12 protein-coding genes are annotated in these 12,846 nt (G+C 72.8%); all 12 read right to left on the bottom strand.

Going from position 1 to position 12,846, the window contains the following annotated elements:
• Positions 1 to 94: 94 nt before the first annotated feature.
• The 12 genes from pgi to QC029_RS24140 all read right to left on the bottom strand — a co-directional run bounded on the left by pgi (position 95) and on the right by QC029_RS24140 (position 12,799).
• Positions 95 to 1,759: a glucose-6-phosphate isomerase gene (gene pgi, locus QC029_RS24195; protein WP_279557886.1), complete on the bottom strand. Its 1,665-nt coding sequence runs from the start codon at positions 1,757 to 1,759 to the stop codon at positions 95 to 97.
• A gap of 134 nt (positions 1,760 to 1,893) precedes the next feature.
• Positions 1,894 to 2,229 carry an RNA polymerase-binding protein RbpA gene (locus tag QC029_RS24190; protein ID WP_076971064.1) on the bottom strand — a complete coding sequence of 112 codons (336 nt, stop codon included), beginning with the start codon at positions 2,227 to 2,229 and terminating at the stop codon, positions 1,894 to 1,896.
• Between the two features lie 199 nt (positions 2,230 to 2,428).
• Entirely contained in the window at positions 2,429 to 2,665 is a 237-nt protein-coding gene (gene secG / locus QC029_RS24185) for a preprotein translocase subunit SecG (protein WP_279557885.1), read from the bottom strand.
• 150 nt (positions 2,666 to 2,815) lie between these two features.
• Positions 2,816 to 3,592, bottom strand: coding sequence for a triose-phosphate isomerase (tpiA, locus tag QC029_RS24180; RefSeq protein ID WP_279557884.1), 777 nt, complete (start codon positions 3,590 to 3,592; stop codon positions 2,816 to 2,818).
• A 7-nt stretch (positions 3,593 to 3,599) separates the two neighbouring features.
• A complete protein-coding gene (pgk, locus tag QC029_RS24175; protein ID WP_279557883.1) occupies positions 3,600 to 4,802 on the bottom strand; it encodes a phosphoglycerate kinase in 1,203 nt (400 codons plus the stop codon).
• Positions 4,803 to 4,914: 112 nt separating this feature from the next.
• On the bottom strand, positions 4,915 to 5,919 hold the full coding sequence (gap, locus tag QC029_RS24170) for a type I glyceraldehyde-3-phosphate dehydrogenase (RefSeq protein WP_279557882.1): 1,005 nt from the start codon (positions 5,917 to 5,919) through the stop codon (positions 4,915 to 4,917).
• A 279-nt stretch (positions 5,920 to 6,198) separates the two neighbouring features.
• Positions 6,199 to 7,176: a DNA-binding protein WhiA gene (whiA, locus tag QC029_RS24165; RefSeq protein ID WP_279557881.1), complete on the bottom strand. Its 978-nt coding sequence runs from the start codon at positions 7,174 to 7,176 to the stop codon at positions 6,199 to 6,201.
• A complete protein-coding gene (gene yvcK / locus QC029_RS24160) occupies positions 7,167 to 8,165 on the bottom strand; it encodes a uridine diphosphate-N-acetylglucosamine-binding protein YvcK (RefSeq protein WP_279557890.1) in 999 nt (332 codons plus the stop codon). The genes whiA and yvcK overlap by 10 nt, the downstream gene beginning before the upstream one ends.
• 17 nt (positions 8,166 to 8,182) lie before the next feature.
• A complete protein-coding gene (gene rapZ, locus QC029_RS24155; protein WP_279557880.1) occupies positions 8,183 to 9,139 on the bottom strand; it encodes an RNase adapter RapZ in 957 nt (318 codons plus the stop codon).
• 51 nt (positions 9,140 to 9,190) lie between these two features.
• Positions 9,191 to 11,254 carry an excinuclease ABC subunit UvrC gene (gene uvrC, locus QC029_RS24150; RefSeq protein WP_279557879.1) on the bottom strand — a complete coding sequence of 688 codons (2,064 nt, stop codon included), beginning with the start codon at positions 11,252 to 11,254 and terminating at the stop codon, positions 9,191 to 9,193.
• Between the two features lie 89 nt (positions 11,255 to 11,343).
• Entirely contained in the window at positions 11,344 to 12,000 is a 657-nt protein-coding gene (locus tag QC029_RS24145; RefSeq protein WP_279557878.1) for an MBL fold metallo-hydrolase, read from the bottom strand.
• 49 nt (positions 12,001 to 12,049) lie between these two features.
• Entirely contained in the window at positions 12,050 to 12,799 is a 750-nt protein-coding gene (locus QC029_RS24140) for a maleylpyruvate isomerase family mycothiol-dependent enzyme (RefSeq protein WP_279557877.1), read from the bottom strand.
• Positions 12,800 to 12,846 lie beyond the last annotated feature (47 nt).

Genomic DNA, 12,846 nt, shown 5'->3' with positions numbered 1-12,846 from the left:
CCCCTCGGGGGCGGAGCCGCCGCCGTCCGTCGTGGAGCGCGCGTACGGCCCACAGCCCTCAGGGCGCCCGTGGGCCGTTACGCGCGCCCCCGGGTCAGTCCCTGCCCCGCAGCGAGCGGTAGCGGGCCACCAGGGCCGCCGTGGAGGCGTCCAGCCCCTCCACCTCGGCGCCCTCGGTCAGCGCGGGCTCGACGCGCTTGGCGAGCACCTTGCCCAGCTCCACGCCCCACTGGTCGAAGGAGTCGATGTCCCACACCGCGCCCTGGACGAACACCTTGTGCTCGTACAGCGCGACCAGCTGCCCCAGCACCGACGGGGTCAGCTCGGAGGCCAGGATCGTCGTCGTCGGGCGGTTGCCCCGGAACGTGCGGTGCGGGACCTGCTCCTCGGCGACCCCCTCCGCGCGGACCTCCTCCTCCGTCCTGCCGAAGGCGAGCGCCTGGCCCTGGGCGAAGAGGTTGGCCATCAGCAGGTCGTGCTGTCCGGCCAGCGCGGGCTCCAGGCCGGCCACGGGCCGGGCGAAGCCGATCAGGTCCGCCGGGATCAGCCTGGTGCCCTGGTGCAGCAGCTGGAAGTACGCGTGCTGGCCGTTGGTGCCGGGCGTGCCCCACACCACCGGGCCGGTCTGCCAGTCCACCGGCCTCCCCTGCCGGTCCACCGACTTGCCGTTGGACTCCATGTCGAGCTGCTGGAGGTAGGCGGTGAACTTCGACAGGTAGTGGCTGTAGGGCAGCACCGCGTGGGACTGCGCGTCGAAGAAGGCCCCGTACCAGATGCCCAGCAGGCCCAGCAGCAGCGGGGCGTTCTCCTCCGGCGGCGCGGTGCGGAAGTGCTCGTCGACGGTGCGGAAGCCGTCGAGCATCTCGCGGAAGCGGTCCGGGCCGATGGCGATCATGAGCGAGAGGCCGATGGCCGAGTCGTACGAGTAGCGCCCGCCGACCCAGTCCCAGAACTCGAACATGTTCGTGGTGTCGATGCCGAACTCCGCGACCGCCTCCGCGTTCGTCGACAGCGCCACGAAGTGCCTGGCCACCGCGTCCCGGTCCGCGCCCAGACCGGTCAGCAGCCAGTTCCTGGCGGAGGTGGCGTTGGTGATGGTCTCGATCGTGGTGAAGGTCTTGGAGGCGACGACGAAGAGCGTCTCGGCCGGGTCCAGGCCCTGGAGGGCCTCGTGCAGGTCCGCGCCGTCCACGTTGGAGACGAAGCGGACGTCCAGGTTCCGGTCGGTGTAGGCGCGCAGCGCCTCGTACGCCATCGCCGGCCCCAGGTCGGAGCCGCCGATGCCGATGTTGACGACCGACCTGACGGGTCGCCCGGTGTGGCCGACCCACTTGCCGGCGCGCACCGCCTCGGCGAAGGCGGACATCCGGTCGAGCACGGCGTGCACGGCGGGCACGACGTTCCCGCCGCCCTCGCCGTCCACCTCGACCACCGCGTCGCGCGGGGCGCGCAGGGCGGTGTGCAGTACGGCCCGGTCCTCGGTGGTGTTGATCCTCTCGCCGCGGAACATCGCGTCCCGCAGCTCTGCGACGCCGGTGGCCTCGGCCAGCTCGCGCAGCAGCCGCAGGGTCTCGTCCGTGACCAGGTTCTTGGAGTAGTCCAGGTACAGGTCGCCGACCCGGACGCCGTAGCGCTCGCCGCGCCGCGGGTCGGCGGCGAACAGCTCGCGCAGGTGCACCTCCCCCAGTTCCTCGCGGTGCCTGGCCAGCGCCTGCCACTGCGGCGTTCGGTCGAGCCTGCCGCGGCCTTCAGCGTTCATCTGCGAAATCAGTCCATTCCTCTCGTACGGGCCCCGCCGCACCCCAACCTAATGGAACGACGGCCCGGCCGCGCGCCCCGTGGGGGCGTACGGCCGGGCCGTCGTTCGCCGTTGTCCGGCGGGTCGATCGGCGTTCAGATCTCCCCGCGGAGCTTGGCCAGCGCCTCGGCGAGGATCGCCTCGCCGTCGGCGTCGCTGCGCCGCTCGCGCACGTACGCGAGGTGCGTCTTGTACGGCTCGGTGCGCGGCGGGTCCGGCGGGTTGTCCCGGTCCTTGCCGGCCGGAAAGCCGCAGCGCGGGCAGTCCCAGGTGTCCGGGATCTGCGCGTCGCTGGCGAAGCTGGGTTGGGTCTCATGCCCGTTCGAGCACCAGAAGGAGATGCGCAGGCGCGGCGCGGACTCGCCTCGCTCGGCCTCCCCCATCGGCCCCGCTCCGACCCGGCTTCCCCGGATCGCGTTGCCACTTGCCACGGTCGTAACTCCCTGCCTTCACGGTGCCGCGGAGCATCGACGGAACGCTCCGCCGCGGGTGCCCCAGTGTACGTAGGGCCCAACGCACGTCCAGAGACCGGAGTTACAGCCCCCGTGGGTCACGTGGACGCGAGCCTCATGATAGGCCGGGAACGCGACGCGGCGTCAGGTCGTGTCGCCCGCCGCCGGGCGGCGGGCGTCAGACGTCGAGCTTCATCAGGATGCCGAGCGCCACGATGATGGCGAACCAGATCACGGCGACCACGACCGTGATGCGGTCGAGGTTGCGCTCGGCGACCGAGGAGCCGCCGACGGAGGACTGCATGCCGCCGCCGAACATGTCGGAGAGGCCGCCGCCCTTCCCCTTGTGCATCAGCACGAGCAGCATCAGCAGCAGGCTGAAGACGATGAGGGCGATGGAGAACCCCAGGATCACGGCTGGACCAACTCTCTCGGACGGATGACGGGAAACTGTCGGACTTGCAGGGTACGGGGCCGGGAGGCGCCGCGCGTGCTCGCTCCCGGCCCCGACAGGGTACGACGTGGGCGGCCCGCCGTCACTCGGTGGCGGCGGGCGCCGCCGGCCCTACCGGTCGCGGAAGCGGACGATCCTCACGAACTCGTCCACGTCCAGCGAGGCCCCGCCGATCAGGGCGCCGTCCACGTCCGGCTGCGCCATGATCGCGGCGACGTTCCCGGACTTCACCGATCCGCCGTACTGGATGCGGACCCCGTCGGCCAGCTCGCGGTCGTACAGCTCGGCCAGGCGGCCCCGGATCGCGCCGCACACCTCCTGGGCGTCCTCGGGGGTGGCGACCTCGCCGGTGCCGATGGCCCACACCGGCTCGTAGGCGATCACGATGCGGGCGGCGTGCTCGGCGGGGACGTCCTTGAGCGCGCCGTCCACCTGGGCGAGGGTGTGGGCCACCTGGTCGCCGGCCCTGCGGACCTCCAGGCCCTCGCCGACGCACAGGATCGGGGTCAGGTCGTGCAGGTAGGCGGCCTTGACCTTGGCGTTGCAGAGCTCGTCGGTCTCGTTGTGGTACTGGCGGCGCTCGGAGTGGCCGACGGCCACGTAGGTGCAGTTGAGCTTCGCCAGCATCGCGCCGGAGACCTCTCCGGTGTACGCGCCGGAGACGTGCGCCGACAGGTCCTGGGCGCCGTAGCGGATCTTCAGCTTGTCGCCGTCGACCAGGGTCTGCACCGAGCGCAGGTCGGTGAAGGGCGGCAGGACCGCGACCTCGACGGCCTCGTAGTCCTTGTCGTTCAGCGCGAAGGCGAGCTTCTGGACGTGGGCGATGGCCTCGAGGTGGTTGAGGTTCATCTTCCAGTTGCCCGCCATCAGCGGGGTGCGGGTTGCCATGAGCGGGTCAGTCCTCCAGTGCGGCGAGGCCGGGAAGTGTCTTGCCCTCGAGGTACTCGAGGCTGGCGCCACCCCCGGTGGAGATGTGGCCGAAGGCTTCCTCGTCGAAGCCCAGGATGCGGACGGCCGCGGCGGAGTCGCCGCCGCCGACCACGGTGAAGGCGGGGCTGTCGACCAGCGCCTGGGCCACGGCCCGGGTGCCGGCGGCGTAGTCCGGGTGCTCGAAGACGCCCATCGGGCCGTTCCAGAAGACGGTGGCGGCGTCGGCGAGCTTCGAGGCGTACAGCTCCTGGCTGCGCGGACCGATGTCCAGGCCCATCAGACCGGCCGGGATGGCGTCCGCGGCGACGGTGGCGGGCTCGGAGGGCGCCTTGGTCTTCAGGTCCGGGAACTCGGCGGCGGCCACCACGTCGACGGGCAGGACGAACTCCACGCCGCGCTCCCTGGCGCGCTCGAGGTAGCCCCGGACGGCCGGGATCTGGTCCTCCTGGAGGAGCGAGGCGCCGACCTCGTGGCCCTGCGCCTTCAGGAAGGTGAAGACCATGCCGCCGCCGACGACGATGCGGTCGGCGCGCTCCAGCAGGTGGTCGATGACGCCGAGCTTGTCGGAGACCTTCGCGCCGCCCAGGACGACGGCGTAGGGGCGCTCGACGTCGTCGGTGAGCTTGCGCAGGACGCCGACCTCGGTGGCGATGAGGTCGCCGGCGGCGTGCGGCAGCCGCGCCGGGAGGTCGTAGACGGAGGCGTGGCGGCGGTGCACCGCGCCGAAGCCGTCGCCGACGTAGAGGTCGGCGAGCGCGGCGAGGCGGTCGGCGAAGGCGGCGCGCTCGGCGTCGTCCTTGCTGGTCTCGCCGGCGTTGAAGCGCAGGTTCTCCAGCACCGCCACCCGGCCCTCGCCGAGGTCCGCGACGGTGGACTCGGCGGACTCGCCGACGGTGTCGGTCGCGAACGCCACGTCCGCGCCGAGGAGTTCGCCCAGCCGCTTCGCCACGGGGGCGAGGGAGAACTTCGGGTCCGGGGCGCCCTTGGGGCGGCCGAGGTGGGAGGCGACGATCACCCTGGCGCCGGCCCCGGCCAGCTTGGTGATCGTCGGGACGGCGGCGCGGATCCGGCCGTCGTCGGTGATGGTCTCGCCGTCGAGCGGCACGTTCAGGTCGGCGCGGACGAAGACCCGCCTGCCGGCCACGTCGAGGTCGTCGATCGTCTTCATGCTGCGACTCCGTGGTGTTCGGTCATCGTGAGGCGGGGCCCGCCGGACGCGCCGTCGCGTCCTGCGAGCCCCGCCGTGTCACATGTGTCGGCTCTGCCGTCCGGCAGCGCGGTCAGAGCCGCTCGCCGACGTAGACGGTCAGGTCCACGAGGCGGTTGGAGTAGCCCCACTCGTTGTCGTACCAGCCGACGATCTTGACCTGCTTGCCCTGGACCATGGTCAGGGAGGAGTCGAAGGTGCAGGAGGCCGGCCAGTTGACGATGTCCGAGGAGACGATCGGGTCCTCGGTGTACTCCAGGATGCCCTTCAGCTGGCCCTCGGCGGCCTTCTGGAAGGCGGCGTTGATCTCGTCCTTGCCGACCTCGCGGTCGAGCTCCAGCACGAGGTCGGTGACCGAGCCGGTCGGGACCGGGACGCGCATGGCGATGCCGTCCAGCTTGCCCTTGAGCTGCGGCAGGACCAGGGCGGTGGCCTTGGCGGCGCCGGTCGAGGTCGGGATGATGTTCTCGGCGGCGGCGCGGGCCCGGCGCAGGTCCTTGTGCGGGAAGTCCAGGATGCGCTGGTCGTTGGTGTACGCGTGGACGGTCGTCATCATGCCCTTGACGATGCCGAAGTTCTCGTCCATGACCTTGGCCATCGGCGCCACGCAGTTGGTGGTGCAGGAGGCGTTGGAGACGACGTGGTGCTTCTCGGCGTCGTAGGACTCGTGGTTGACGCCCATGACGACGGTGATGTCCTCGTTCTTGGCCGGGGCCGAGATGAGGACCTTCTTCGCGCCGGCCTCGAGGTGCTTGGCGGCGTCCTCGCGCTTGGTGAAGATGCCGGTGGACTCGATGACGATGTCGGCGCCGAGCTCGCCCCACGGGAGGGCGGCCGGGTCGCGCTCGGCCATCGTCCTGAAGGTCTGGTTGCCCACCGTGATGGTGTCGGCGGTGTGGCTGACCTCCTGCTTGAGGCGGCCCAGGATGCTGTCGTACTTCAGCAGGTGAACCAGGGTCGCGTTGTCGGTCAGGTCGTTGACACCGACGATCTCGACGTCCGCGCCCTGCTCCAGGAGAGCGCGGAAGTAGTTGCGACCGATGCGGCCAAAGCCGTTGATGCCTACGCGGATCGTCACGAACCGATCTCCTCGTTAGGTACGCCGGTGCGGACACCGACGAAATCTGTTTGGGATGTCCCCGACCACTTCCGACCCTACCGCGCCGGGTGCCCGCGAGTGACATCGGCCACCCGCCGTGTGCGGTGTGGCGCGCCGGTGGCAGGACGTACCCGCGAAGGCGCCGGGCAGGCGTGCGGCGGCCCCGCGGGGGCGGCGGACGGCGGGGCGTCGGAGGCGCGGAGGGCCCGGGGAGGGACGGGAGGGACGCGAGCGGCGACCGGGACGCGGGAGGCGCGGTCAGCCGACCATCTCCTCCGTCAGGTTCGACTCGGTGCCGGGGATCCCCAGGTCGGCGGCGCGCTTGTCGGCCATGGCGAGCAGCCGCCGGATGCGGCCGGCGACGGCGTCCTTGGTCAGCGGCGGGTCGGCCAGCGCGCCCAGCTCCTCCAGGGACGCCTGCTTGTGCTCCATGCGCAGCCGGCCGGCGGCGGCCAGGTGCTCGGGCACCTCGTCGCCGAGGATCTCCAGGGCGCGCTGCACCCGGGCGCCGGCGGCGACGGCCGCGCGGGCCGAGCGGCGCAGGTTGGCGTCGTCGAAGTTGGCCAGGCGGTTGGCGGTGGCCCGCACCTCGCGGCGCATCCGCCGCTCCTCCCAGGCCAGTACGGACTCGTGGGCGCCCAGCCGGGTCAGCAGCGCGCCGATGGCGTCGCCGTCGCGGACGACGACGCGGTCCACGCCGCGCACCTCGCGGGCCTTGGCGGCGATCTGCAGGCGGCGGGCGGCGCCGACGAGGGCGAGGGCGGCCTCGGGGCCGGGGCAGGTGATCTCCAGGGAGGAGGAGCGGCCGGGCTCGGTGAGCGAGCCGTGCGCCAGGAAGGCGCCGCGCCAGGCGGCCTCGGCGTCGCAGGTGGCCCCGGAGACCACCTGCGGCGGCAGGCCGCGCACCGGGCGGCCGCGGCCGTCGACCAGCCCGGTCTGGCGGGCGAGCTGGTCGCCGCCCGCCACCACCCGTACGACGTAGCGGCTGCCGCGGCGCAGCCCGCCGGGGGCCATGACCACCAGGTCGGAGGCGTGCCCGAAGATCTCCAGGATGTCCTTGCGGAGTCTGCGGGCCGCGATGCCGGTGTCCAGCTCGGCCTCGATCACGATGCGGCCGCTCACCAGGTGCAGTCCGCCCGCGAACCGCAGGATCGACGAGACCTCCGACTTCCGGCAGCAGGTCCGGGTGACGGGTAGCCGGGAGATCTCGTCCTTCACCGCTGCCGTCATCGCCATGGGCCGATCCTTCCATGCATTCGAAAAATCCGGTCGTACGCGGCGGCCAGCAGCTCCGGATCGTGCCGGGGCACCCGGCCCGGGGCGGCCACCGGCGCCAGCTCGACGGTGCCGCCCAGGCGCCGTGCGGCGTCGCGGAGGCCATCCTCGTCGGGCACGGCGGCCCGGTCGGCCAGCACCACGTCGAAGGCGAGTTTAGGGGCGTGTCGGGCCAAAACCTCCAAATGACGCTGCGGGGAGAAGCCGTCGGTCTCGCCCGGCTGCGGTGCGAGGTTGAGCGACAGCACCCGGCGCGCCCTGGTCTCGGTGAGCGCCCGGAGCAGTTCGGGGACCAGCAGGTGGGGGATGACCGAGGAGAACCACGAGCCGGGGCCGAGCACCACCCAGTCCGCGTCGAGGACCGCCTCGACCGCCTCGGGGACGGCGGGCGGGTCGTGCGGGACCAGGTGCACCTGCTGCACCTCGCCGGGGGTGAGGGCGACGGTGGCCTGGCCGCGGACGGTGGCGACCTCCTCGGGGCGCGCCGGGTCGTGGCCGCGCACCAGGGCGCGCAGCTCCAGCGGGACGGCGGACATCGGCAGCACCCGTCCGTGCGCGCCCAGCAGCTTCCCGACCAGGTCCAGGGCCTGGACGTGGTCGCCGAGCTGCTCCCACAGGGCGACGATCAGCAGGTTGCCCACCGCGTGCTCGTGCAGGTCCCCCCGGCTGACGAAGCGGTGCTGGATGACCCGCGCCCAGGTCTGGCCCCACTCGTCGTCGCCGCACAGCGCGGCCAGGGCCTTGCGGAGGTCGCCGGGGGGCAGGACGCCCAGCTCGTCGCGGAGCCGCCCGCTGGAGCCGCCGTCGTCGGCGACGGTGACCACGGCGGTCAGGTCGCGGGTGATCCGGCGCAGCGCGGCCAGCGAGGCGGACAGGCCCATGCCGCCGCCGAGCGCCACCACCTTGGGGGTCCCGCCGCGGGCCCTGCGGGTGGTGACCAGGCGCCGCAGTCTTCGGGTGCGGACGGTCACTCGCGTCCCATGTCCCGGTGCACGACGACGGTCTCGACGCCCTCGGCGGCCAGCCGGCGGGCCAGCCTCTCGGACATCGCGACGCTGCGGTGCTTGCCGCCGGTGCAGCCGACCGCGATCGTTGCGTAGCGCTTGCCCTCGCGCCGGTAGCCGGCGGCGATGAGCTGGAGCAGCTCGGCGTAGCGGTCCAGGAACTCCTTGGCGCCGGGCTGGTTGAAGACGTACTGGGAGACCTCGTCGTTGAGGCCGGTGTACGGCCGCAGTCCGGGCACCCAGTGCGGGTTGGGCAGGAAGCGGCAGTCCACGACGAGGTCGGCGTCGACGGGGAGGCCGTACTTGTAGCCGAAGGACATCACCGTCGCCCGCAGCTCGGGCTCCTCCTCGCCCGCGAACTGGGCGTCGAGCTTGGCGCGCAGCTCGTGGACGTTGAGGCCGGAGGTGTCGATGACCAGGTCGGCGTCGCCGCGCAGCTCGCGCAGCAGGTCGCGCTCGGCGGCGATGCCGTCCACGATGCGCCCGTCGCCCTGGAGCGGGTGGGGGCGGCGCACCGACTCGAAGCGGCGCACCAGGGCCTCGTCGGAGGCCTCCAGGAAGACGATCCGGCGGGTGACGTTCTTGGCGTCGAGGTCGGCGAGGGACTCGCGCAGGTTGTCGAAGAAGCGGCGGCCGCGGACGTCGACGACCACGGCGATCCGGGCGACGTTGCCCTGGGAGCGGGCGCCCAGGTCGACCATGGTCGGGATCAGGGCGGGCGGCAGGTTGTCCACCACGAACCAGCCCAGGTCCTCCAGGCACTTGGCGGCGGTGCTGCGGCCCGCGCCGGACATGCCGGAGATGATCACCAGCTCGGGGATGGCGGCGCTCCCGTCGCTTCCGTTTCCTCCGGTGTCCGTCGCCGTACCCGTACTCGTGCCCGTGGCCACCTGCGCTCCGTCTCCCGTGTGCTCACTCATCACGCTCTCCCCCGCTGACCTGTGCCGTTCCGCTTCCCGGTCACCGATGCCCTACCGGTCTTCCCGGTCTTCCAGGATCTCACCCGTGGCGGTGTTCACCGCCGGGGCGGCCGGAGCCGCCTGCGCCAGGGCCGCGGCGACGGCCTCGGCGGTCTTGCGTCCCACGCCCGGGACCTCGCAGATCTGCTCGACGGTGGCGGCGCGCAGCCGCTTGACCGAGCCGAAGTGCTTGATCAGGGCCTGCTTGCGGGACTCCCCGAGTCCGTGGACGGCGTCCAGCGGGCTCGCCTTCAGCGACCGCGACCGCTTGACGCGCTGGTAGCGGATGGCGAAGCGGTGGGCCTCGTCGCGGACCCGCTGGAGCATGTACAGGCCCTCGCTGGTGCGGGGCAGGACCACCGGGTCGTCCTCGCCGGGCAGCCACACCTCCTCCAGGCGCTTGGCCAGTCCGCACACGGCGACGTCGTCGATCCCCAGCTCGTCCAGGGCCCGCCGCGCGGCGGCCACCTGCGGCTGCCCGCCGTCGACCACGACGAGCTGCGGCGGGTAGGCGAACTTCGGCGGCCGGTTCCCGCCCCGCTCCTCGGCCGGGGCCGGCCCGTCCGCACCGTTCACGCCGTCGGCACCGTTCACGCCGTCCACCGTGCCGTCCGCCGTGCTCCCGGACCCCTCGGGACCCTCGGGACCCTCTCCGGCGGCCCACTCCCCCGTGCGCTGCCTCTCCTGGAGGTAGCGGCGGAAGCGGCGGGAGACCACCTCGTGCATGGAGCGGACGTCGTCCTGGCCGGCGAAGCCCTTGATCTGGAAGCGGCGGTACTCGCTCTTGCGGGCCAGGCCGTCCTCGAAGACCACCATCGAGGCCACCACGTCCTCGCCCTGGAGGTGGGAGATGTCGAAGCACTCGATGCGCAGCGGCGCCGAGTCCAGCCCGAGGGCCTCGGCGATCTCCTCCAGCGCCCGGGAGCGGGTGGTCAGGTCGGAGGCGCGCTTGGTCTTGTGCAGGGTGAGGGCCTGCTGCGCGTTGCGCTGCACCGTCTCCATCAGGGCCCGCTTGTCGCCGCGCTGCGGCACGCGCAGGTCCACGGCCGCGCCGCGCCGGCCGGCGAGCCACGCCGCGACCGGGTCCACCGGTTCCGGCAGGGCCGGGACCAGCACCTCCCTGGGCACGGCGTCGCCGCTCTCCTCGCCGTAGAGCTGCTGGAGGGCGTGCTCGACGAGCCCGGCGGTGCCGACCTCCTCCACCTTGTCGGTGACCCAGCCGCGCTGGCCGCGCACCCGGCCGCCGCGGACGTGGAAAATCTGGACCGCGGCCTCCAGCTCGTCCTCGGCGACCGCGATCAGGTCGGCGTCGGTGGCGTCGGCCAGGACGACGGCGTTCTTCTCCATCGCGCGCCGGAGCGCCTCGATGTCGTCGCGCAGCCGGGCGGCCTTCTCGTACTCCATCTCCTCGGCGGCCCGGTGCATCCGCTGCTCCAGGCGGCGCAGGTAGGCGCCCGTGCGCCCGGCCATGAAGTCGCAGAACTCCTCGGCCAGCCGCCGGTGCTCCTCGGCGTCGACCCGGCCGACGCAGGGCGCGGCGCACTTGCCGATGTAGCCCAGCAGGCAGGGGCGGCCGATCTGGGCGGAGCGCTTGAAGACCCCGGCCGAGCAGGTGCGCACCGGGAAGACGCGGAGCATCAGGTCGACGGTCTCGCGGATCGCCCAGGCGTGCGCGTACGGCCCGAAGTAGCGCACGCCCTTCTTCTTGGGCCCGCGCATCACCTGCACGCGCGGGAACTCCTCGTTCATCGTGACCGCGAGGGAGGGGTAGCTCTTGTCGTCGCGGTACTTGACGTTGAAGCGGGGGTCGAACTCCTTGATCCAGGAGTACTCCAGCTGGAGCGCCTCGACCTCGGTGGAGACCACCGTCCACTCCACCGAGGCGGCCGTGGTGACCATCGTGCGCGTGCGCGGGTGGAGGTTCGCCAGGTCCTGGAAGTAGTTGGCGAGGCGCTGGCGAAGGCTCTTCGCCTTCCCGACGTAGATCACCCGGCCGTGTTCGTCGCGGAACTTGTAGACCCCCGGGGAGTCGGGGATCTCTCCAGGCCTGGGGCGGTAGCTGGAGGGGTCTGCCATGGGGTCAACCCTACTGGCGGCGTGCGGCGCCGGGGGCCGCCGGCGGCGCGCTTTCCGGCCGCTCGCCGCCGCCGTCCGCCCCCGGCCCGTCACCAGCCGCGTTCGCGCCACTCCGCCAGGTGCGGGCGCTCGGCGCCCAGGGTGGTGTCGGCGCCGTGGCCGGGGTAGACCCAGGTCTCGTCCGGGAGTTCGCCGAAGAGCTTGGTCTCCACGTCGTGCAGCAGGACGGCGAACGCCTCGGCGTCGCCCCGGGTGTTGCCGACGCCGCCGGGGAAGAGGCAGTCGCCGGTGAACAGGTGGGGGTGGCCGTGGGGGTCGTCGTAGACCAGGGCGATGGAGCCCGGGGTGTGGCCCCGCAGGTGGCGGGTGGTGAGCGTGACGCGGCCGACGGTGACGGCGTCCCCGTCCTCCAGCGGGACGTCGGTGGGAACGGGGATGCCCTCGGCGTCGTGGCGCCCGGCGTAGGTGCGGGCGTCGGTGGCCTGGACGACGGTGTCGAGCGCCTGCCAGTGGTCGGGGTGCCGGTGGGTGGTGACGACCGCGCCGACGCCGTCGTCGCCGATGAGGTTGAGCAGGGTGTCGGGTTCGCTGGCGGCGTCGATCAGGAGCTGTTCGCCGGTGGCGCGGCAGCGCAGCAGGTAGGCGTTGTTCTCCAGGGGGCCGACCGCGACCTTGGAGATCACCAGGTCGGTCAGCTCGTGGACGTCCGGCGGGCCGCCGACCGCGACCTTTCCTGTGTACGGCATGTGTTCTGCGACTCCTTCCGAGGGGGTGGCGCGGCCGGCGATCAGTGTGTCAGAGCGGCGGCAGCGTGGGCAGGACCGGCGCGGAGGCGGTGAGCCCGGCGCCGGCGGTGCGGCCGGTGAGCCAGCCGACGAGCGCGGTGGGCGAGCCCGCGACGGTCACCGCCGGCTCCCCCTCCCCGGCCGCGCGGCCCGTGCGCAGGACGCGGCCGTCCGGGGCGCGCAGCTCGACGGGCTCCACGCCGGGGTGCCCCGAGAAGCGCCTGGCCATGTTCTCCAGCTCCCGGTCGGTGAAGGAGGCGGGCATGTCCTCCAGCTCGTACCCGATGCCGAGGTCGACGTGGTGCAGCTCGACCTCGATCCGGCGGCGGAAGGGGATCGAGGAGGCGAGGTCGGTGACGCCGTTGCGCAGCTCGACGGTGGCCCCCCACTCCTCCCCGGTGAGGGCGGCCATCGCCTCGTCCAGGCGGGCGGCACTGCCGCGCAGGTCCTCCAGCTGGACCGCCGGGGGGCGGGAGGCGTCGCGCTCGATGTCGGCCTCGCGGGCCTCGGCGCTGGGGTACATCGGGCGGCCGGCGAGCACGTTGACCAGGGCGTCGGCGTTGCGGGCGAGGTGGGCGAGGACGTGGCCGCGGGTCCAGCCGGGCAGCCTCGAGGGCTCGGCCAGGGAGGCGTCGTCCAGCTTCCGGACGGCGGCCAGGAGGCGGTCGGTGGACTCCCGCAGGGCGGCGGTGTCGGCGGCGGGGTCGGGAGTGGGGTCGGGAACGGGATCGGGAGCGGGGTCCGCATCAGGCGAAGTCATGATCCAAAGCTATCCCCACCACTCCTTCGGGTGAAGGAGGAGAAGAG

Origin of the sequence: Streptomyces sp. DH37 (genome assembly GCF_029813835.1) — a bacterium.
GTDB lineage: Bacteria > Actinomycetota > Actinomycetes > Streptomycetales > Streptomycetaceae > Streptomyces.
Note: the sequence above shows the minus strand (reverse complement) of the source record. Positions and strands in the feature narration are given on the sequence as shown.